This is a genomic window from Burkholderia sp. AU4i (assembly GCF_000466765.1).
Lineage (GTDB): Bacteria > Pseudomonadota > Gammaproteobacteria > Burkholderiales > Burkholderiaceae > Burkholderia > Burkholderia cepacia.
This window is the reverse complement of the sequence record NZ_ASSI01000154.1, coordinates 25,332-46,092: the sequence shown is the minus strand read 5'-3', so window position 1 is coordinate 46,092 and position 20,761 is coordinate 25,332. Positions and strand designations below refer to the sequence as shown.

Below are 20,761 nucleotides of genomic sequence, written 5' to 3'. Positions count from 1 at the left end.
GCCCATCACAGGAGACAACGATGACCGATACCCGAACCGGCGTACTGGCCGGCAAGTGCGCGCTCGTGACCGGCGCAAGCCGCGGCATTGGCCGTGCGATCGCACAGCGCCTGGCATCCGAAGGCGCGACCGTCGTCGTGACGGCGCGCAGCCTCGCGCAATCGGCCACGACCGCCGGCACGCTCGCCGAAACGGTCGCGCTGATCGAGCAGGCGGGCGGTCGCGCGATCGCGCTCGCGGCCGACCTGTCGAACGTGGCCGAGCGCGACGCGCTCGTCGGGCGCGCCGCGCAGGCGGCCGGCGGCCTCGACATCCTCGTCAACAACGCGGGCGTGGCGGACTATGCGTGCGTCGACGCGATGCCGATGACGATGTTCGACACGACGATCGAACACTATCTGCGGATTCCGTTCGCGCTGGCGCAGGCCGCGATCCCGCTGATGCGTGCGCGCGGCGCCGGCTGGATCGTGAACGTCGGCTCGGTGACGGCGCTGCCGCCGCTGCGCCCGTTCGACGATTTCTCGCGTGCGGGCGGTGCGACCGTCTACGCGGCGGCGAAGGCGGCGCTGTCGCGCTTCACGCAGGGGCTCGCGGCCGAACTCGAAGCCGACGGCATCGCGGTGAATCTCGTCGCGCCGAGCACGGCGATCCGCACGCCGGGCGCCGCACGCTACATCCCCGAAGGCTATCCGACCGAGGATGTCGCGTATCTCGCGGAAACCGCGCTCGCGCTGTGCAGCCTGCCGGCGCGCGAACGCACCGGCCTCGTCACGCACAGCCTGCATTTCCCGCTCGCGCAGCAGCTCGCGGTGCATTCGCTCGACGGCCGCACGGTGCTGCCGCCGCCGGTGATTCCCACGTATGCGCATCCCCACATCGACCCCACAGGACTCTGATCGACATGACGAACCCGATTCGCTTCGACGGCGGCACCGCCGTGATCACCGGCGCGGCCAGCGGCATCGGCAGCGGGCTTGCACGCCATGCTGCGGGGCTCGGCATGCGCGTCGTGCTGGCCGATCTCGACCCGGCGAAGCTCGACGCATTCGCCGCGACGCTCGACACCGACGTGCTGTGCGTGCCGACCGACGTCAGCCGGCCGGAAGCCGTCGATGCGCTGGCGGAAGCCGCGTGGCAGCGCTTCGGCGGCGTCGACCTGCTGTTCAACAATGCGGGCGTGATGGCGACCGGCTTCAGCTGGGAAATCACGCCGGAGCGCTTCGAGCGCAGCTTCGCGATCAACGTGCACGGCGTGCTGAACGGGATCCGCAGCTTCGTGCCGCGGATGCTCGAACGCAACGTGCCGGCGCGCATCGTGAATACCGCGTCGGTGGGCGGGTTCCTGCCGAGCCCGCTGATGTCGCCTTATTCGGCGACGAAATTCGCGGTGGTCGCGCTGACCGAATCGCTGTACGGAGAACTGAAGATGCTCGGTGCGCCGGTCGGCGTGTCGTTGCTTGCGCCTGGCCCCGTGCAATCGGGCATCTTCAACGACCCGTTCGGCGCGGTGCACGACCGGCCCGAAGTGCGCGGCTTCGTCGACACGATGCGCTCGATGCTGAACGCGCACGGGCTCACGCCCGACGCGTTCGCCGAGCGGGTGTTCGACGGCATCCGTGCGGGGCGCTACTGGCTGATTCCGCAACCGGAGACGATCGACTGCGCGCTGCAGCGGCGCACCGACGACATTCTGGCCGCGCGCGATCCGTCGTTGCCGTCGTTCTGAGGGCCGGGCGGCAGCGGCGCCCGGCGCGGGCCGTCACATGTGCATGCCGGAATGCGTGCGGCCGCTCGGGTCGCCGCCGCGATCGGGGGGCGTATTGTTCTGATCGATCTTCGCGAGCATGAAGCCGGCGTGTGGCAACGCGGCGGGCGAGCGGTGCGTCGCTTGCGCGACGGCGTCGTGCGGCGACGTGGCGGGAAAACCGGATGACGTGACGCCCGGTTGAGCGAACGCCGAAAGGGAAGCGGCCGTCAGGGCGGCGGCGACGATCGCGTGCGTTTTCATGGTGGCTCCTTCACGACTGACTGCGCGACGGATTGCGCGACTGACTGCGGGACAACGTAATCAGTCTAGGGCGCGAAACTTAACGCGGCGTGAAGGAGCGATGCGGCGGGATGCGGCGCGGATCACGGAATGGTCATGCGCGCCGCGATGGTCAGGCCGACGCCGACACCAGCGTGCAGAAGTTCTCGAGATCGACGTTGCCGCCGCTGATCACCACGCCGACGCGCTTGCCCTGCAGCGCGTCCTTCATCCGTCGCACGGCGGCGAACGACAGGCAGCCGGTCGGCTCGACCACAATCTTCATACGCGTGGCGAAGAAACACATGCAGTCGACCAGTTCCGCGTCGGTCGCGGTGAGGATGTCGTCGACGTCGCGGCGGATGATCGGGAACGTCAGGTTGCCGAGGTGCTGCGTCTGCGCACCGTCGGCGATCGTGCGCGGCGTGTCGATATGCACGATCGCGCCGGAGCGGAACGATTGCTGGCCGTCGTTGCCGGCTTCCGGCTCGACGCCGTACAGCGTTGCGTGCGGCGACAGCGCGCGCGTGGCGAGCGCGGTACCCGACAGCAACCCGCCGCCGCCGAGCGGCGTGAATACCGCGTCGAGCGGGCCGACTTCGTCGAACAGTTCCTTGGCCGCCGTGCCCTGGCCCGCGATCACGTCCGGGTGGTCGTAGGGCGGGATCAGCGTGAGCCCGTGCCGCGCCGCGAGATCGCGCCCGATCTGCTCGCGATCCTCGGTGTAGCGGTCGTAGGTCACGACCTTGCCGCCGTAGCCGCGCGTCGCGGCGATCTTCGCGGCCGGCGCGTCCTGCGGCATCACGATCGTCGCGGGAATGCCGAGGATGCGCGCCGACAGCGCGATCGCCTGCGCATGGTTGCCGGACGAGAACGCGACGACGCCGTTGCGGCGCTGCTCCGCGTCGAAGCGCGACAGCGCGTTGAACGCGCCGCGGAACTTGAACGCGCCCATGCGCTGCAGGTTCTCGCACTTGAAGAACACCTGCGCGCCGAGCGCTTCGTCGATCGTCCGCGACGTCATCACCGGCGTGCGGTGCGCATGGCCTTCGAGCCGGGCCGCGGCGGCGGCAACGTCGTCGTACGTGGGGAGAGTCGGAGCGTTCATGGTCGTTTGGGGTCGGAAAGGTCAGTCAACAGGGACGCCGCGCGCACGGCGCGCCGGAATCCGGAATCATTTCGCATCGTTGTAGACGGTCGCGCGCGAGACGCCGAGATGCTGCGACACGATTTCCATCGCGCGGCGCACTTCGAGAAAACCGTCGGCCTTCAGCGCCTGCATCAGCTCGCGGCGCTGGTCGGTCTTCAGTTCGCGCGGCGTCGTCGCGAGGCGCATCGCGAATGCGTCGATGCGTTGCCGGATCGCGTCCGCGCCGGCCGGGTCGAGCGTTTCGGCGACGGCTTCGCCGTCCGTGCTGCAGAACTGGTTCAGCATGCCCTGGAAGCCGCGGAACAGCGTGGTGTCGGCGTTCAGGCACAGCGCGGCCACGTAGCGGCCGGTCGAATCCTTGATGCCGATCGACGTGCTTTTCGCGGTGCGGCCGTCGGCGAAGCGGTTCGGGTAGTTCGCGAGCACTTGCGGGAAATCGTCATCCGCGATGCGGGCGAGGCCGAGCTCGGTCGCGGGATCGCCGACTGCGCGTCCCGACAGGTTGTTGTGGATCGCGAGAATCGCGTGCTTCGGCGTGCGCAGGTCGTGAACCACGACCTCGGTGAACGGCGCGAACATCGCGCCGAGCCCTTCGGCAATGCGCTGCACCTGTTCGATCAGCGATGCCTGCTCGGACGGCGCCTTGTTCCGGGTGGTAGTCATGGTGGTTTCGCGTTCGGGGTTCGGATCGATGCGACGGCGTCGGGAGATGGGCGACCGGCGGCGGGCGGGTTACTCGCCGTCCGCCGCTTGCGGCCGCGTGATGTCGGCGAGCAGCGGCTGCGCGATCCGCACGTAGTCGGCCGAGTCGAGTACGACGGAGCGGTCGAGGCGGCCCGCGTTGAATGCAATCTCGGTGTTCTGTTCGACCAGAGCGGGATCGACGACGAGCGTCACGCCGGCGTCGAACACGAACGGCGGCACGGCGCCCATCACGCAGCGCGTGACGGCGGCCGCGAGATCGGGCGATGCGAGTGTCGCCTTGCGACGGCCGACCGCATCGGCGACCTTGCGGAAATCGATCTTCAGGTGGCCGGGAATCACCGCGAGGGCGGTGGCGTCGCCGCCGTCCTTGAACGTGCACAGCATCGCCTTCGCGCCCTGTTCGGGGCGTGTGCCGCGCAGTGCGGCGATCGCGTCGGATTTTCCCTCGGCCGGATGTTCCAGCACGCGGAATCGTGCGCCGGACGTGTTCAGCAGATCGCAAAGCGTGTCGAAAACGGGGTAGTCGCTCATGTCGTTCCGGGCAGGCAGGGCCGAGGAATCGAGGCGCGCCAGGGCGAATGCTGCAGCGAGCCAGTCGATGGATTGTCCAATTATAGACGTTTTGTCATGGGCGTGACAAAGGTCCGCGCGAGTGGGGCGTGGAGGGCGCGGCGGGTGGAAAGGGGATCGACAAACAGTTGCGTTGCGCAATGTTGATGAGCGCCGGGGAATTGCCGGCGCGCGGCCCGTTGAAGAATGAGGATTTCGGGCGAGGGGAATCGCGACGGGGGGCCGGCGCCAGCGTCATGCCGCCGGCCAGGGCGGGAACGCGCGGATCCTCCGCCGTTACTTCGTCAATCCTCGCTCCTCCCATCGGTCCCAGGTCTTCAGCGCTTGACGGGCCGCCCTGCCGAACAGGAACGACAGCGTGTCGCTCTTCATCGACATCGATTTGCGGTTCACGATCCAGAAGTCCGTCAAGGCCGTTTGCTTCCCGCTCAGCATGTCCGCGATCGTCCGGCCGTTGAGGTGCGTCAGGGCGACGCCGTGACCGAAACATCCACCCGAGTAGATGATGCGTTCGTCGTCGATGAAACCGATCTCCGGAACCATGTCCATCGTCACGGAAACCGGGCCGCCCCATCGATAGTCGATGCGCGTATTCCGCAGCTGCGGGTAGATCCATTTCAGGTGTGCCTCGCAATGCCGCCAGGCGGCGGGCGCGAGAACCTCTTCCATCGCGTCCGTCCGGTAGCTGATCGCGTCGCCGCCTCCCATGAGAATGCGGCCATCGGCCGTCGGCCTGAAATAGTGCAGCATCTGCCGGTTGTCCCCGAAGGACTGCCGCTCCTTCCAGCCGATGCTGTCCCATTGAGCCGCGCTCAAGGGTTCGGTGACGACCTGATACGTCCAGAGCGGATATTGACGCGCTTTCAGGTTCGGCGGCCCGGGAACGTCGCGAGAATAGGCATTCGTCGCGACGACGATCCTGTCTGCCTCGATCCGGCCGTGCGGCGTCGCGATGCGTACCGACCGCGGTGTTCTTTCCAGATTCGTGACGGGTGTCAGCTCGTGGATCGAGACCCCGCTCGACATCGCCAGCGCCTTCAGCGACCGGACCTGCTTGCAGGGGTTGAGGTATCCGGTGTCCGACTCGTAGATGCCGCCCGCGAAACGTTCCGAATGGAAGTCCTGCCGGAACTGGTGCGCGCTGCGCCACGTCATGTCCGTGTCGATGCCCAGCTTCTGGAACAATTCGAACGTCTTCTGCATGCGGCCCAGTTGCTGTTTCGTGTAGCTCGCGCGAACCAGGCCGCCATGGCAGTAGTCGGACTGAAAACCGTGTTCGTCGATGAGCTGCCGGGTATGCGCGACGGCGAGCTGCAGGTAGCGATGAGCATCGATCATCTTTTGCTTGCCCCAGCGTAGCAGGACCAGTTCCGGCTCCAGACCGAACATCTTCGTGCTGAACCCGGCGTTGCGACCGCTGGCACCGAATCCCACGATGGCGGCCTCCAGCACGACGACTCGAGCGTTGGGATTGTCCCGCTTGAATTGAAACGCGGTGTTCAGCCCGGTGAAGCCGCCGCCGATGATGGCGACATCGACCTTGAGATCCCCGATCAGCGCTGGATTGGGCGAATATTCTCCGTAGGCTTGCTGCCAGAATGACCTGGCCTGAAGCAGGGGTGTTTGATCGACTGCCATCGCGATGCTCGCATGTGGGGAGATCCGGCCGCTGCCCGATGAATGACTGCGAGGGCGAAGCGGCCGATTTCACGGGTGACAGAGGCTCACGCCTGCTGACGCCGGCTATTGATTGTGGAATCCGTAGCTATTCTCTTGTGCTGCTGAATGAACGTATCGATGTGGCTTGCCAGCACGGCATCGTCACCATTCAACGAGCGCCTCATCATGTCGATCTGGAACTCCTCCTGATCGACCATGTAGTCGAGAAAGTCGCGCGCGTTGGAGGGGCCGATGTCTCGAAGGCGGCGCAACGCTTCGCAGTAGGCGATAGTCTCCGCGTACACGTACTTCAGGAAGGGCTTCAGCAGACACGTCGGGACTGAACTCACTACCCATGCCTTCAGCCGAGTCGCCAGCGTGGGCGAAGCATCCATCCCCCAGCGGGTCGCCACAGCGCGGTAAATCGGCGCATTGAACGCTTCCAGCTTCAGATAGGCTGCCCAAAGACGCTGGCGGGGATCGCCGTCGAGGCGCCCCGCCAGTCTTCCAATGGCACGCAGGGCGAACGCGCGGTTCTGGATCTCGTGACGAAATCCGGCGATAAAGGCGTCAGTCGGCATCGAAATTTTCCGCTTGTGTATGGCCGGAGCCCGGCAGGGAAAATCGGTTCCCGGCCATGCAGGCATGTCGATCGCTTCTGGAAAGCATGCAGTAATCCTGATAATCAAGGGCCGGCTGACATCGACGGCCGGGACAAAAGGGGTTACGTACTCAATCGCTGAACACGCCAGCAGTCCCGCACGCGAAAACGTCCGTGCGGCTTCCCGAGAGGAAGCGATTCTCCGAAGCCCGTTTTAAGCGATGCCGGGCAATCTGCGACGTATGCCGTCGCCGGTGCGGGCAGACGATAATATGTCACATGACCTATTTGTGCAACATCGGCGATGAACGCGCGAAGCGGATGGCGGATCGCGGCTGCCGCCATCCGGTTCAGCGCTGTGAGGCCGGGGGCGTGGATCGGCAGTTTCTCGAACTACGTGAGGAAGCGCGCTCGTTGCCACAGTGGGCTGTTTTGCAGGAGAGGCTAGACAAGTGGAAGATGAGCAATGATTCCGCTTGTATACGGACATCGGACAGGGAACAGGCCCGCTTGCCGATGGATACCCTCTCGTCTGCCCGGATTCCCAAACCTGCGTAGAATGTCGCCGTCAGGTTCGGCGTTTCGGCCCCCGCCGCAGAGCGGGCACCCGGGAAGCCGGCGGCAAATTCGAGTCGATCGGCGCGATCCGGCGTCGGGTATCGATGCGTTACAAAATCAGGTCGACCAACCTAAATATCCGCTCCCGGTGTATCGAGCGGGGGCGGTGCGGTTGGTATGCGGCCGGGCATTCGCTCATGGGGCAGCAGGAGGATTTCTTGAAGAGGGCGGCTCTCGATAACGAACGCGTGTTGACCGAACGCGGCAAGAACACGGTGAATAAAATCATGATCAGCGCGATCGAGATCTTCGTCGTCGAAGGCTATGGTGGGCTGACCATGCGGAAGGTCGCGGCGAAGGCGGGCCTGGCGCTGTCGAACCTGCAACATTACTTCCCCACTCGCGAAGACATCTTCGAGGCCATCCTTTCCGCGACGATGGAGGCCTACGCCAATACGTACGACAGTGTCAGCGCGGACACGTCGCTGACCGCCGAGGGCCGCCTGGAGAAAGTGGTCAGGCTGTTGCTCGAGGACGGCAAGCAGCCCCGGACGCAAAGCCTGTTCGTGAACTTCTGGGCACTGGCACAGACTCAGGAGTTTGCGCGGAAAATGCTCGAAGAGGGATACGGGTTTCAACGGCGCGTGATCGCCGGATTCATCGAGGCCGTGAACCCGGCGCTGTCACACGCCGCGCTCGCGAGGCGAGCCGCGCTGGTTACCGCGCAGATCGAGGGGCTCATCGTGTTGATACCGCAAAGAAACCGGTTCCCGTCGGATATCAAGGGAATCGAGGACGATGCGGTGATGGCCGTTCTGGCTTTGGCCAAGGCGCCATGAGTTGAATCGCTGCGGCGGCACGGCGTCGGCGTCGATCGGGGCAACTTCAGAAAGCGGAAAACGCTGCACGGCGACGCTGGTCGACGCGCGGCGCGATCTCGCGCCGATCGCTGCGATGCGGTTCGACGTCTCCGCCATCGGCTCGAATGGTCGAAGCCCGTCGAGTCAGGCGCAGAGACGTTGACGCGACGAAACTTGCTTGCAACTGGCTGGAAACAGTATCTACGAGGAGAAACGGGCAATGGTGATCGGCATGCAGGAAGCGCGCGGAGATGCTTCATTCTTTGGGCGGCGATACTCACGCGCCCGACGAAGCAGGAGACTCGGCTTTTCCATCCAGACGGTGCTGACGCTCGTCCTGGCGCTGGTTGCGCACTGCGCGTTTGCGTCGAGCAACGTGACCGACGACGAGCAGCAACAAGCTGCGTTGCGTACCCTGATGGGCACGGACCCGGCCCCGGCAGACAGTGTCAAGGGTGTCGCGCTGTCACCATGGACGCATGGTCCATCGGCTTCCGGGCCGCTTTGGGTCGTGGCCGCATTGGTCCAGCGCCCGACCGAGACCGTCGACGCGGAGTTGTGGACAGGTGTGCTGACCCGCGACGGGCAAGGGTTCCGCCTGCTCGCGAGCGATCGGAGCGAGCGCGTCGATACGTCACCGATGTTATGGAGTCCATTCCTGGCCATGGACGTCATTCCCTACCGCATCAGCGCGCAGGAAACCGCCTTCGGCGTGCTCTTTGGCAACAACTACACGTCGACCGCACATAGCGATTCGACCGGGATACTGAACCTGTACCGTTATCGCGATGGTCGCGTGACGCCCGTCTTCTCCGCGCTTACCGACTGGTCGACCTATGACAAGGACGGGGCGGCGGAATGTGAGGAGAAGAACGACGGAAAACGCGGGAAGCCGGGCGATGCCCAGCAGGATTCCTGTGATGCGGAAAATACGACGGAGACGCATTACGTGCTTTCGTTCAGTCCTCACATGACGAACGGGCACTACGACCTCCTTGTGCGCCCCAAGGGAAAGGCTGGGGCGGGCAAGTCCGCGCGCTTTACCTGGAACGGGAATACGTATCAGCCGCGCCGGTTCACGGGTGACTGACGAGTAAGAACGGGGCGGCCTCGGTCAATTGCATCGGACAGGCGTCGGTCAGGCACGACGGCTTGAACGAGCTGCTTCCGTCGTTGGCAATTGATCGCCGTGTTGCCAGGACGTCGTGGCCATCCCCGGCAGACGTCGAGGGCTTCATGCGCGGCCGGGGCCGATGGCGACGGCGATGTTCGCAAGCATCACCATGGCTTGCGCCCTTCATTCGAGAGATCCTTTACAAGCCATGCAGACGGAAATCGAAGCGCGGGGCCCGGCCGGCCCGTTGAAAGGCACGCTGTTGTCCCCGGGTTCCGGCGATGCCCCGGTGGTGCTGATCGTGCCGGGCTCGGGCCCGACCGACAGGAACGGTAACGCGCCGAACGGGATTCAGCCGTCGACCTACCGATTGCTCGCGGAAGGATTGCGCGATGAAGGAATCGCGTCGGTTCGAATCGACAAGCGCGGCCTGTACGGCAGCGCGTCGGCGATACCGGATGCCGATGACGTCACGATCGACGAGTACGCGGCCGACGTCCGTTCGTGGCTCGCCGCCATTCGCGCGCGGACGGGAGCTTCCCGCGTGTGGCTGTTGGGGCATAGCGAGGGCGGATGGGTGGCGTTGTCGGCTGCCCGGCAAATGGACGACATCGACGGCCTGATCCTGGTATCGACGGCAGGGCGCCCGCTAGGGCCCGTGTTGAGGCAACAACTGCAATCGAACCCGGCAAATGCGCCGATTCTTGCCAATGCAATGTCGATCCTCGAATCCCTGGAGGCAGGTGAACGGGTAGACGCGGCCAGGATCGACCCGGCACTCATGCCGTTGTTCAGGCCGCAAGTCCAGCGCTTCCTGATGAGCGAGTTGACCCTCGATCCGGCAGCGCTCGTGGCCGGTTACGTGAAGCCCGTGCTTATCGTGCAGGGGGCGCGGGATATCCAGGTCACCGTACAGGACGCGGAACTTCTGAAGCACGCCAATCCGCGGGCCGAAATGGCGCTGATCGCCGACGCCAATCATGTGCTCAAGACGGTTCGCACGTCGGCGCTGCAGGAAAACCTCGCCGCTTATTCGAACCCGGATCTGCCGCTGGCGGATGGCGTGGTGGCGGCAATTTCGGCGTTCGTGCATGCGGCGGCGGCGAGTCGGGGATAGTCGTGGTCGAATCCGGTTCGCTCGTCGCTGCCGGGCGGCAACGCGAATATCAGCAAGTGCCTCCGAACATTTCCCGACGAAATACTGGCATCAACATCCGTGAATGTCATTGTGTGCCGCGTCGCATAGAAACTGTCTCGATTCCTCCGTAATGAGAGAGTTGATGCTTGCCTGACCAACGCAATTCGCGGCGCTACCTTGCTGCGCAGGTCCGTCGAACGCACCGGCATAGACCATCCGGCTCACGATGGCGACGAGTTCATGCGTCTCGTTCTGAGCGCCATTGAGATGCCCGGAGAATATTGCGCCTCCTGAATCTCCAATGCAATTGGTGCCGACGCCCGCTGGCTGTAGATATATCCATCCGCCGCTGCCCGGATTCCGTGTCGACTCCGACAAGGAATTCCATCCCAACTGAGGGTTGTCGCCGGGAACATCGTTGATCGAACCGGTGAATCCATAACCTATGATCGAAATCGGTGTGTTGACCGGGGGTGACTTTCGAGTCAGCGACACGATGTGTTCAGTCGGCGCTCCGTCATAATCGACCGCCAGAATCGCCTGGTCCGCGACCGCATCGGGTGTAGCTTTCGCCGGCGTGGCGGCCCAACGTGGACTGACGAAGATCTGTGTGATGCCGCGCGCCTTTCGTCCCTTGATAGAGACCGTCGAACCGTCCAGCGCCGTCGTGGAGAACCCGTCCTTCCCGGTCTCGCCGTACTTGTAGAACCGGAGGCGATCGGGCGCAAGCTTCTGATTGTTGGCCTCATCCGTCACGCAATGCGCTGCGGTAATGATCCATTTGCGGGTCGCCAACGTTCCCGAGCATTGGTATTTTCCGTCCAGGCTGATCGCCACGACGTCATCGAAGCCCGAAAACTCGTAAGGCGTTGCCACGTGGCTGTTGGCTGGATGTATATCGTGTTTGCCGACAAGTGGCGGGACGTACTTCGGGTCTTTGCCGGTGTTCGGGCAAATCACCTGAATCTCCGGCCCCCCGAGGTGAAGGGCGGCCAGCGCCGGAATGCTGTACTGCTGCGTCATGCGACGCTTGAGATCCGGATCTACCTCGACGCTTGCCGCTGCAAGGGCCAACGTCGATCGTGAAGAGGCCAGGAGCGTGCCGCAATTACCCGCAGCGTTCGCCAACGTCAGCAGTGCGGCTCGGGTTTTGACTTCATCATCGAAGTCGAGCTTGACATCGCGTGGTATGGTGCCGTTCGCGATCTGTTCGACGTTGACTCGTGTCCGAAGAAACGCAGTCAACGTATTCATCACGGGAGCGGGCAGTGCGGCAGATGCGGGCAGTGCCGCGCCCGTTGCATCAGGTTTGCCGAGTGCTCTTGCGACAAGCGGTATGACGGCGTGCGTCACCCGCGCATTCTCATCCGCGGCCTGACCGTGCGCGTTCAGCGATACGGCCGCGAGCAGCGTTGCCGCTGTTGTCAATCTTCTGGGACGCGGCGCGCTTTCCGCCATCATTGACATTTCCCCACGACGGTTCCGTTTGCATCGCGGACAGCCTTTTGCGCGCTCAGGCACTCGGAGATGGCCTTGTTGTCATTGGTGACCTTCTTGGCCGCATCCTGCGCCGCGTTCGCCTCGGCGGCGGCTGCATCCGTGCGGGCTTTCGCGCGAGCATCACGCGCCTTCTGGAGCGCATCGAGATCGGTGTTGGCGGTGCTGGCAGCATCCGGTACGGTCGCGTTCGACTTCAGTCCAAGCTTGTTGATGGCGCCATCCGACGACAGTGCGATCGTCGCGGTTTGAGTCTCGAACATTCTGTTTCGGAGCGGGAGGATCACATAGGAGCCGAGTTGAGGCACCGTTTCTTCGCTCACGTGAAATACACCGTGGGTGCTGTACCCGGACGATTCGGAACCACCGGGCATGGGATTGGGGCAGGCCTCGTCGCATGCTTGCAGGAGGCCGTAGGCAGGCTCGCGAAGGATGATTCCTTGGGTGGACGCGCTATCGATGTTCACTTTTTTCTGCGCCACGACCGGGTCGATGCGAAGTTCGGTCCGCAGTGATTTGACGATCACGTCATCCTGTCCGGCCGGAATCTCGATCGTGTCCTCATTCTGGTCTCTATTATTCAGTGCCTTATAACCCCGTGGGGTAAGCCATCTATCCAGGATCCGCCTGGGGTAGAAGTGCCCGGAAATTTCGGGATGTTTAGGATCGGGCGTATCGCTCAGTTGAGGCCGCCACACGAACACCGTGCTGAAGGTCGTGGGGGAATTGCTGTCTTGCGCGCTGGCTGCCTGCGTTGCGGAAGCAGTATCGGTGGCACTGGCAGTTGCGGGTTTCGCGGCACCCTTGGTTTTTCCAGAGCCTTGAGCTTGCGATTTGGCTTGCGCGTTCAAAGCCTTGAGCACGTCGGCCTTGCACATGTCCTGGGTGGTCGGGGGCGCCCCGGCGTTGGTCAGCGTCACACCGCCAGCCAGCGATGCGACCCGTAGTGCGGTTCCAACCAAAGCTGTGATTGTGGGGCCGGTCTTGTCCGCGATCGTGGCATTTATCGACTTCAGCGTCGAATTGTCGAAATTCTCTACCGTCAGATCCGTATCTTTGAAGAAATTTCTGAGCGATGAATAGGGGATGTAGTAACGCTCCGAGGGATCGGGCTGTGTCTCGGATGTGATGGTGATCTGTTTATTTACCTGGATATGGAGCGACCCATTTTTCAGTAATTCACATTGAGTGATCGTGTACTTGGCCGAGACGATATATATTTTCTGCGGAAGGGAATAGGGAATGCCGTAAATCGGTGAGGAGTCGTCCGGACGTTTGACTGAATAAACGGAAGTGCAGGACGAAAGAACGAAGGGGACGCTCGAAACAAAAATGAGCCAGGCAGCAAGTTTCTTCGCCATTTTTGACTTCCCCCTTCTTTTTTGGTTTTTTTCAGGACGAAATGTCGTCCGACATTTGACTGATTGTTAAGGCCGGAGCGAGCAAAAAATGCCGATGTTGAGAGGGAGAATAGGAAACGATTCAGGCTTTGTCTAGAGGAATGGCGATGCGATATGCGTGCTGTCTGGATCGCACGTCTCGATTGTTCTCAGGACGACCTGATAACAAGGGTAAGCCGCGAAGCGAAACGTTGTCGGCGGGCATTCGCACGGGTGACGAAGCGCCTTGGCCGATCATCCCCGGTTCAGGATAACGGGGCTGGCATGTAATCGATATCGTATCGATTGGAACCGTATCCATCTCTGACGCTTCAGGGCGATCGCATAACGCGGGTATAGACATTGGACATTTGGGATCGAAGTAGGCCGGTGCCACGCAATTGCATGCCGCCGGCCAGCAAAGGGACACCACACCGAATTTCACCGAAATGGATCGCCTCCCACGCCCTCCCGAACTCACCCCCGCACTGCCTTCACCACATACTGGCTCGTCGGCACCACATCGATCTTGTCGAAGTCGATGAAGCGTCCACAGCTGTCCATCATCTCGGCCACATTGCGCTGGAATTTTTCGTCATCGCCGACCGCATCGAAAAACGCGTGCGGATCGGTCATCGCCGCGGCGGGAAAGCACTCCTCGACGATCGCGTCGTAACCGGGCGCCGCATGCGTGAGCGCGCGCACGACGACGTTCTGCACATACAGGAAATTGTCCTGCGTATCGATCGCGACGCACGTGTGATGTCCGTGCCACACGTCGAGCCATGCTTCGTGCGTGAGGCGCGGCGGCCGCTTCAGGAACGCGAGCTGCGAGAAGCCCGTGGTGCGCTCGCCCGGCCGTGCAGGAAAGCGCGTATTCGGAATCGGTTGCGACTCCGTGACGAGATACGCAGCCATGTGCGGGACGACCGCACGCACCGCGTCGTCGAACGGCTGCCGAAACATCGCGTTCGCGCTATCGACCCACACCGCGACGATCCCGTCGATGCCCGGGTGCGTGTTGGTCTGCTTCAGGCCGGCGGCCGGCGCGACGTCCGCATCCGCGACGTTCACCTGCACGCCGTGCGCACCGAGCGACAGCAGCTTGTCGGCGAGTGTCGCGCGCACCGAGCGGCTCCACTGATCGGGCGCAGCCTGCGCGTCGCGCCACAACACGTAAATGACTTTCTCCATTGCTCCGGCTCCAGAGGGTAATGACGGGATCGGCGGCGTTGCCGCCGGGGTTCAGGAAGCGATTTCAGGCGATCCGGCCGACGGGTGTGCGTCCGGCGCGAACCGGTTCGCGGTCAGCGTGAACGACGGCGGAATCGGCGACGTGACGGTTTCGAACAGGCGTTCGTGGCGCGTCGCATGAATGCGCCACGCGCCATCGCGTTTCACGTACTGGTCGTCGTAGAACGCAGTGCCGTGCAGCAGGTAGTTGTCCTCGAGATTGATCGCGTGGTCCTCGAGAAACCACACGCCGCATGCATGATCGGCCGAGACCAGCGTGAGCTCGGGGTGATGGCCGTGATGCATCGTCAGGAAGGTCGGCTTGCCGATCAGCTCGCGCAGGCTCGACACGAACGCGTCGCGGCCGTCGTACACGTAGCGGCCGCCGTACAGGCGGGCCTCGCAGTCTTCGGTCAGGCAATCCGCGAGCAGCGCCCAGTCGTGCGTGTCGACCGCGCGGAAATACCGGTACTTCAACTGTCGGATCTGCTCGTATTCATGGAGCGTGCGGGTCGTGTCGTCCATCGCCGGGTCTCGTGGGGGTGTCGTTCGATGGTAGGAACGAAGCCGCCTGCATCACATCGTCTGTTCGGACGAACGCGCCGTCCGCGTGCGCGCCGCGCTGCGAGGACGAATCGCCGGTTTCATCCGAACGGGTGATGGCCGACGCATCGCGCGGCGGTAACGTGGCATCGACGCGGCCATCGAACCGCGCCTGCACCGAACTAGGAGACAGGATGACCCTCATCGAATCGCTGGAAGCGCGTGTGCGCCGGCTCGAGGATGCCGACGCGATCCGCCGGCTGAAGTCGCGCTACTTCACGTGCTGCGACCGCAAGGATCCGCAAGGGATGCGCGACTGCTTCGTGCCCGGCCAAGTGCGCATCGACTACGGCCGCATCGGCACGTTCGACACGCGCGACGCGCTCGTCGACGTATTCGCGCAACTCGGCTGCCATCCGCACATCGTCGAGATGCATCACGGCGTGAATCCCGAGATCGACGTGCTCGACGACGTGCATGCGCGCGGCACGTGGGGCCTGCACTACCAGATGATCGACACGAACGCGCGAACGCTCACGCAGCTCGGCGCGTACTACGACGACGAATACCGGAAGGTCGACGGCGAATGGAAGATCGCGGGCACGCGCTGCGTCGTCACGTCGACGCTGTCGGTCCGTTACGAAGGCGATGCGCCGGGCGTGCTGTTCGCCGGTGCGCAGCCGCCGGCCGCCTGACGCACGTCAGCGCCATGCACATGACGCACATTCCACAGGAGACATCGAACATGACACAGAACCACGATGCGCCGGTCGCCGTCGTGACGGGCGCATCGCGCGGCGCGGGCAAGGGTATCGCGCGCGCGCTCGGTGCGGCCGGCATGACCGTCTACGTCACGGGCCGCTCGCAGAACGAAGGCGATGCGCCGCTGCCCGGCACCATCCACGAGACCGCACGCGAGATCGATGCGCTCGGCGGCCGCGGGATCGCGGTGGCATGCGACCACGCGGACGACGCGCAGGTGAAGGCGCTGTTCGAGCGCGTCGAACGTGAAAGCGGGCGGCTCGACATTCTCGTCAACAACGCGACCTACCTGCACGATCAACTGATCCTGCCGGGCCCGTTCTGGGAGAAGTCGCTCGACCTCGTCAACATCCTCGATGTCGGCCTGCGCTCGGCCTATGTCGCGAGCTGGCACGCGGCGGCGCTGATGGTGAAGCGTCGCAGCGGGCTGATCGCGTTCACGTCGTCGTTCGGCGCGAGCTGTTACATGCACGGGGCGGCCTACGGCGCGCAGAAATCCGGTGTCGACAAGTTCGCGAAGGACATGGCCGTCGACCTGAAGCCGTTCGACGTCGCGGCCGTGTCGATCTGGATGGGCCCGCTGCGCACCGAGCGCACGACGCGCGTGTGGGAAGAACACCCGGATCTGTACAAGGAATTCTCGCTCGTCGCGGAAAGTCCGGAATTCACGGGCCGCGTGATTCACGCGATTCACGGCGATCCGCAGCGCATGGCGTTGTCGGGGCAGGTGCTCGTCGGCGCGGAAGCCGCGTTGCGGTACGGCATCGCCGATCTCGACGGCAAGCAGCCGCCGTCGTACCGCGAACTGCTCGGCGGGCCCGTGCAGGCCCATCCGGCGATCGTCGCCTGAGGAGCGCACATGGGCATCCTGAAAGGCAAGGTCGCGCTCGTGACGGGCGCGGGGCAGGGCGTCGGCCAGGGCGTCGCGCAGGCGCTCGCGGCGGAAGGCGCGCACGTCGCGGTGGTCGGTCGTACCCGCGACAAGCTGCTTGCGACCTGCGAGGCGATTCGCGCGCGTGGCGGCGTGGCCGAGCCGTTCGTGTGCGACGTGATGAACGCCGCGCAGATCGTGACGTGCGTCGACAACGTCGTTGCGCGCTTCGGCGGCGTGCAGATCCTGATCAACAACGCGCAGGTCGTGCCGCTCGGCCGCCTGCTCGACGTCACCGATGCGGATTTCCACGCGGGGCTCGAGTCGGGGCCCATCGCGACGCTGCGCATGATGCGCGCGTGCCATCCGCATCTGAAGGGCGACGGCGTGATCGTCAATTTCGCTTCGTCGGCCGCGGTGCGCTGGGATGCGTCCGGCTACGGCGCGTACGCGGCGACCAAGGAGGCGATTCGTGCGCTGACGCGCGCGGCTGCCTGCGAGTGGGGCGCGGACGGGATCCGCGTGAACGCGGTCGCACCGCATGCGTTGTCGCCGGGCCTGAAAGGCTGGGTCGACGCGAACCCGCAGGAAGCCGCCGCGTTTTTCCGCACGATTCCGCTCGGCCGCGTAGGCGACTGCGAGCAGGACATCGGGCGCGCGATCGTGTTTCTGGCGAGCCGCGATGCGGCGTACCTGACGGGCGCGACGCTGCCGCTCGACGGCGGGCAGGCGTACTGGGGCTGACGACGCGGGCCGACGGCACAGGCGCGCGGCACCGGCCGCGTGCCGATCATGACCCGGCACGCGCGTGCACACCTGCGCGCGGCGGCCGGCAAACCGGAATCGAAGAGAGGACGACATGGGTCGACTGGAAGGAAAGGTAGCGATCGTCACGGGCGGTGCGCGTGGCATGGGCGCGGCGACGTGCCGGCTGTTCGTCGCGGAGGGGGCGCGCGTCGTGATCGGCGACGTGCTCGATGCGGAAGGCGAAGCGCTCGCGCGCGAGCTCGGTGACGCGGTGCGCTTCATGCGGCTCGACGTCGCCGACGAAGCGAGCTGGGTGCGCGTGACCGAAGCGACGGTCGAGCAGTTCGGCCGTATCGACGTGCTGGTCAACAATGCGGCCGTGCTGACGTTCGGCGGCATCACCGAGCTGTCGAAACGCGATTTCGAGCGTGCGGTGTCGATCAACCTCGTCGGCACGTTCGTCGGGATCCGGACGATCGCGCCGCGCATGATCGCGCAGAAAAGCGGGTCGATCGTCAACATCTCGTCGGTGGACGGGCTGCGCGGCGTGAACGCACTGGCCGCGTACGTGTCGAGCAAGTGGGGCGTGCGCGGGCTGACGAAGGTCGCGGCGCTCGAACTCGGCCATCAGGGCGTGCGCGTGAATTCGATCCATCCGGGCGGGGTGAACACCGCGATGTCGAACCCGACCGGCGCGCCGCTCGAGGAAATCAACAAGCACTATGCGAACGTGCCGCTGCAACGCGTCGGCCTGCCCGATGAAATCGCGCGCGCGACGCTGTTCCTCGCGAGCGACGAAGCATCCTACTGCAACGGCGCCGAACTGGCCGTCGACGGCGGGATGGCGGCAGGCGCGTATTACCCCGGATTGCCGGGCGCGCCGTTTTGAGCAGGTGGGCCTGCCGCACGTTCTCGTCGGATGTTTGTGTACGCAACCTAATTCAGGGTTTGCCTGACTAGCGAAAACGTGAATTCGCACGGCCCGCGCGCTCGCTGGCCAAACGCGGGCGCGGCGGGCCGGATTTGCCGCTTCCGCGAAACCCTTGTTGGACGGCCGTCCTGGCCGTTTCGCCGCAGAAACGCGCGCAATGGCATTGTAAAAATAATTCACAGGCAACTGGCGTGCCGGATCGCCGACATAGTTGTTTCTTGTTGCAACGCAACGTTTGCCGAATAACGGCGATGGTATGCTGGTCGCCATGGAGTTGTACGGCAGGTTGCTTGCATGGCGAAACTCGCGTTCGCACCTTCTAACGAGACGTCACCTTCTCTCGCACGCATCGCGGCATCGACACGCGCTCCGCTCGCGTGTCCCGTCCTGCGCGCCGCCGCACCCTGCGCTCCAATCGCATCCCCCATCTCGCGGGCTCGCCCCGCATCCCCCATCCTCGCCCAATAATCTGGAGACACCCTCATGTCGCAAAACAATCTGGCCGAAGCAACACACGGCCCGCTGATCGCTCCGCCGGCTTTCGTCAAACATCGCAAGCTGATCGACTGGGTGTCGCGCATCGCGGCGCTCACGGAGCCCGAGCGTGTCGTGTGGTGTGACGGTTCGCAGGAAGAAAACGACGCGCTGTGCCAGGCGATGGTCGACCAGGGCACGCTCAAGCGGCTGAACCCGGCGAAGCGCCCGAACTCGTATCTCGCGCAATCCGATCCGTCCGACGTCGCGCGCGTCGAGGATCGCACGTTCATCTGCGCGGCATCGCGCGACGACGTCGGCCCGACCAACAACTGGATCGCGCCCGCCGAAATGCGCGAGACGCTCAACGGCCTGTTCCGCGGCTCGATGCGCGGCCGCACGCTGTACGTCGTGCCGTTCTCGATGGGCCCGCTCGGCTCGCCGATCGCGCACGTCGGCGTCGAACTGTCCGACAGCCCGTACGTCGCCGTGAACATGCGGATCATGACGCGCATGGGCCGCGAGGTGTATGACGTGCTGGGCGAGGACGGCGATTTCGTGCCGTGCGTGCACAGCGTCGGCCATCCGCTCGAAGCCGGCCAGCAGGACGTGCCGTGGCCGTGCAACCCGGTCAAGTACATCGTGCACTTTCCCGAGACGCGCGAGATCTGGAGTTTCGGTTCGGGCTACGGCGGCAACGCGCTGCTCGGCAAGAAGTGTTTCGCGCTGCGTATCGCATCGACGATGGGGCGCGACCAGGGCTGGCTCGCCGAACACATGCTGATCCTCGGCGTGACGTCGCCGGCCGGCAAGAAGTATCACGTCGCGGCCGCATTCCCGTCCGCGTGCGGCAAGACGAACTTCGCGATGCTGATTCCGCCGCAGGGCTTCGATGGCTGGAAGGTCACGACGATCGGCGACGACATCGCGTGGCTGAAGCCGGGCCGCGACGGCCGACTGTATGCGATCAACCCGGAAGCCGGCTTCTTCGGTGTCGCGCCGGGCACGGGCGTGAAGACCAACCCGAACGCAATCTCGACGCTCACGAAAAACGTGATCTTCACGAACGTCGCGCTGACGGAAGACGGCGACGTGTGGTGGGAAGGGCTGACCGACACGCCGCCCGCGAAGCTGACCGACTGGCAGGGCAACCCGTGGACGCCGGAGATCGGCAAGGAGACGGGCCGCAAGGCGGCGCATCCGAATTCGCGCTTCACGGCGCCGGCCGCGCAGTGCCCGTCGATCGACGACGACTGGGAAAACCCGGCCGGCGTGCCGATCGACGCGTTCATCTTCGGCGGCCGTCGTTCGACGACCGTGCCGCTCGTGACCGAGGCACGCGACTGGGTTGAAGGCGTGTACATGGCCGCGACGATGGGCTCGGAGACGACCGCCGCGGCGGTCGGCCAGCAGGGCATCGTGCGCCGCGATCCGTTCGCGATGCTGCCGTTCTGTGGTTACAACGTCAGCGATTATTTCGCGCACTGGCTGAAGCTCGGCAAGCAGCTCGAAGGCGCCGGCGCGAAACTGCCGAAGATCTACTGCGTGAACTGGTTCCGCAAGGATGCGAACGGCAAGTTCGTGTGGCCGGGCTTCGGCGAGAACATGCGCGTGCTGAAGTGGATGCTCGACCGTCTCGAAGGCACGGGCGGCGGCGGTGAGCATGCGTTCGGCGTGTCGCCGGCGTATGAGGACCTGCACTGGGACGGCCTCGATTTCACGCGCGAGCAGTTCGACGCGGTGACGTCGATGAACGCCGACGAATGGCGTGAGGAGCTGAAACTGCATGCGGCGCTGTTCGACATGCTGAAGCTGCGCCTGCCGGCTGAAATGACCGACACGATGAAGAAGATCGAGCAGCGTATCGGCGCCTGACGGCCCGCATCGACGTTGTCGCTCCGACGTCCCGCCGCCGGCATTCGTTGCCGGCGGCGGGACGTTTT

21 protein-coding genes are annotated in these 20,761 nt (G+C 64.4%); 11 read left to right on the top strand and 10 right to left on the bottom strand.

The window, feature by feature from the left end; genetic code table 11:
- Positions 1-20 precede the first annotated feature (20 nt).
- Both L810_RS30925 and L810_RS30920 read left to right on the top strand, forming a co-directional pair.
- Positions 21-896 (top strand): SDR family NAD(P)-dependent oxidoreductase, encoded by an 876-nt coding sequence (locus L810_RS30925; protein WP_021162172.1) that lies wholly within the window; start codon positions 21-23, stop codon positions 894-896.
- 5 nt (positions 897-901) lie between these two features.
- The gene (locus L810_RS30920; RefSeq protein ID WP_021162171.1) at positions 902-1,726 is read left to right on the top strand and encodes an SDR family NAD(P)-dependent oxidoreductase; all 825 of its coding nucleotides are present in this window, start codon (positions 902-904) and stop codon (positions 1,724-1,726) included.
- 33 nt (positions 1,727-1,759) lie between these two features.
- On the opposite strand, the gene L810_RS30915 is transcribed toward L810_RS30920, so the two are convergent.
- The 6 genes from L810_RS30915 to L810_RS30890 form a co-directional block, all read right to left on the bottom strand.
- On the bottom strand, positions 1,760-2,008 hold the full coding sequence (locus tag L810_RS30915; RefSeq protein ID WP_021162170.1) for a hypothetical protein: 249 nt from the start codon (positions 2,006-2,008) through the stop codon (positions 1,760-1,762).
- Positions 2,009-2,159: 151 nt separating this feature from the next.
- The gene (locus L810_RS30910; RefSeq protein ID WP_021162169.1) at positions 2,160-3,134 is read right to left on the bottom strand and encodes a threo-3-hydroxy-L-aspartate ammonia-lyase; all 975 of its coding nucleotides are present in this window, start codon (positions 3,132-3,134) and stop codon (positions 2,160-2,162) included.
- A 66-nt stretch (positions 3,135-3,200) separates the two neighbouring features.
- On the bottom strand, positions 3,201-3,839 hold the full coding sequence (locus L810_RS30905; protein WP_021162168.1) for a helix-turn-helix transcriptional regulator: 639 nt from the start codon (positions 3,837-3,839) through the stop codon (positions 3,201-3,203).
- Between the two features lie 69 nt (positions 3,840-3,908).
- Positions 3,909-4,412 carry a YbaK/prolyl-tRNA synthetase associated domain-containing protein gene (locus L810_RS30900; RefSeq protein WP_021162167.1) on the bottom strand — a complete coding sequence of 168 codons (504 nt, stop codon included), beginning with the start codon at positions 4,410-4,412 and terminating at the stop codon, positions 3,909-3,911.
- 315 nt (positions 4,413-4,727) lie between these two features.
- Complete coding sequence (locus tag L810_RS30895) at positions 4,728-6,089, bottom strand: NAD(P)/FAD-dependent oxidoreductase (protein ID WP_021162165.1); 1,362 nt, start codon at positions 6,087-6,089, stop codon at positions 4,728-4,730.
- Between the two features lie 86 nt (positions 6,090-6,175).
- The gene (locus L810_RS30890; RefSeq protein ID WP_021162164.1) at positions 6,176-6,691 is read right to left on the bottom strand and encodes a hypothetical protein; all 516 of its coding nucleotides are present in this window, start codon (positions 6,689-6,691) and stop codon (positions 6,176-6,178) included.
- Between the two features lie 299 nt (positions 6,692-6,990).
- Here L810_RS30890 and L810_RS47615 point away from each other — a divergent pair, with 299 nt between their 5' ends.
- The 4 genes from L810_RS47615 to L810_RS30870 all read left to right on the top strand — a co-directional run bounded on the left by L810_RS47615 (position 6,991) and on the right by L810_RS30870 (position 10,360).
- Positions 6,991-7,269, top strand: coding sequence for a hypothetical protein (locus L810_RS47615; RefSeq protein ID WP_155836408.1), 279 nt, complete (start codon positions 6,991-6,993; stop codon positions 7,267-7,269).
- 197 nt (positions 7,270-7,466) lie between these two features.
- The gene (locus L810_RS30885) at positions 7,467-8,108 is read left to right on the top strand and encodes a TetR/AcrR family transcriptional regulator (protein WP_021162163.1); all 642 of its coding nucleotides are present in this window, start codon (positions 7,467-7,469) and stop codon (positions 8,106-8,108) included.
- 199 nt (positions 8,109-8,307) lie between these two features.
- Entirely contained in the window at positions 8,308-9,219 is a 912-nt protein-coding gene (locus tag L810_RS30875) for a hypothetical protein (RefSeq protein WP_155836406.1), read from the top strand.
- Between the two features lie 175 nt (positions 9,220-9,394).
- Positions 9,395-10,360 carry an alpha/beta hydrolase gene (locus tag L810_RS30870; RefSeq protein WP_021162160.1) on the top strand — a complete coding sequence of 322 codons (966 nt, stop codon included), beginning with the start codon at positions 9,395-9,397 and terminating at the stop codon, positions 10,358-10,360.
- A gap of 90 nt (positions 10,361-10,450) precedes the next feature.
- On the opposite strand, the gene L810_RS30865 is transcribed toward L810_RS30870, so the two are convergent.
- From L810_RS30865 to L810_RS30850, 4 genes are all read right to left on the bottom strand, one after another.
- On the bottom strand, positions 10,451-11,842 hold the full coding sequence (locus L810_RS30865; protein ID WP_162175301.1) for a trypsin-like serine protease: 1,392 nt from the start codon (positions 11,840-11,842) through the stop codon (positions 10,451-10,453).
- Positions 11,839-13,239 (bottom strand): hypothetical protein, encoded by a 1,401-nt coding sequence (locus L810_RS30860; protein ID WP_021162158.1) that lies wholly within the window; start codon positions 13,237-13,239, stop codon positions 11,839-11,841. The genes L810_RS30865 and L810_RS30860 overlap by 4 nt, the downstream gene beginning before the upstream one ends.
- Before the next feature lie 495 nt (positions 13,240-13,734).
- Positions 13,735-14,451, bottom strand: coding sequence for an EthD domain-containing protein (locus tag L810_RS30855; protein ID WP_021162157.1), 717 nt, complete (start codon positions 14,449-14,451; stop codon positions 13,735-13,737).
- A gap of 51 nt (positions 14,452-14,502) precedes the next feature.
- Entirely contained in the window at positions 14,503-15,015 is a 513-nt protein-coding gene (locus tag L810_RS30850) for a nuclear transport factor 2 family protein (RefSeq protein ID WP_021162156.1), read from the bottom strand.
- Positions 15,016-15,227: 212 nt separating this feature from the next.
- On the opposite strand from L810_RS30850, the gene L810_RS30845 reads away from it, so the two are divergent.
- The 5 genes from L810_RS30845 to L810_RS30825 all read left to right on the top strand — a co-directional run bounded on the left by L810_RS30845 (position 15,228) and on the right by L810_RS30825 (position 20,693).
- Positions 15,228-15,728 (top strand): nuclear transport factor 2 family protein, encoded by a 501-nt coding sequence (locus tag L810_RS30845; protein WP_021162155.1) that lies wholly within the window; start codon positions 15,228-15,230, stop codon positions 15,726-15,728.
- A gap of 50 nt (positions 15,729-15,778) precedes the next feature.
- Positions 15,779-16,645, top strand: coding sequence for an SDR family NAD(P)-dependent oxidoreductase (locus L810_RS30840; RefSeq protein ID WP_042976810.1), 867 nt, complete (start codon positions 15,779-15,781; stop codon positions 16,643-16,645).
- A gap of 9 nt (positions 16,646-16,654) precedes the next feature.
- Positions 16,655-17,410 carry an SDR family NAD(P)-dependent oxidoreductase gene (locus tag L810_RS30835; protein WP_021162153.1) on the top strand — a complete coding sequence of 252 codons (756 nt, stop codon included), beginning with the start codon at positions 16,655-16,657 and terminating at the stop codon, positions 17,408-17,410.
- Between the two features lie 115 nt (positions 17,411-17,525).
- Positions 17,526-18,302 (top strand): glucose 1-dehydrogenase, encoded by a 777-nt coding sequence (locus tag L810_RS30830; RefSeq protein ID WP_021162152.1) that lies wholly within the window; start codon positions 17,526-17,528, stop codon positions 18,300-18,302.
- A 525-nt stretch (positions 18,303-18,827) separates the two neighbouring features.
- A complete protein-coding gene (locus tag L810_RS30825; RefSeq protein WP_021162150.1) occupies positions 18,828-20,693 on the top strand; it encodes a phosphoenolpyruvate carboxykinase (GTP) in 1,866 nt (621 codons plus the stop codon).
- Positions 20,694-20,761: the final 68 nt, after the last annotated feature.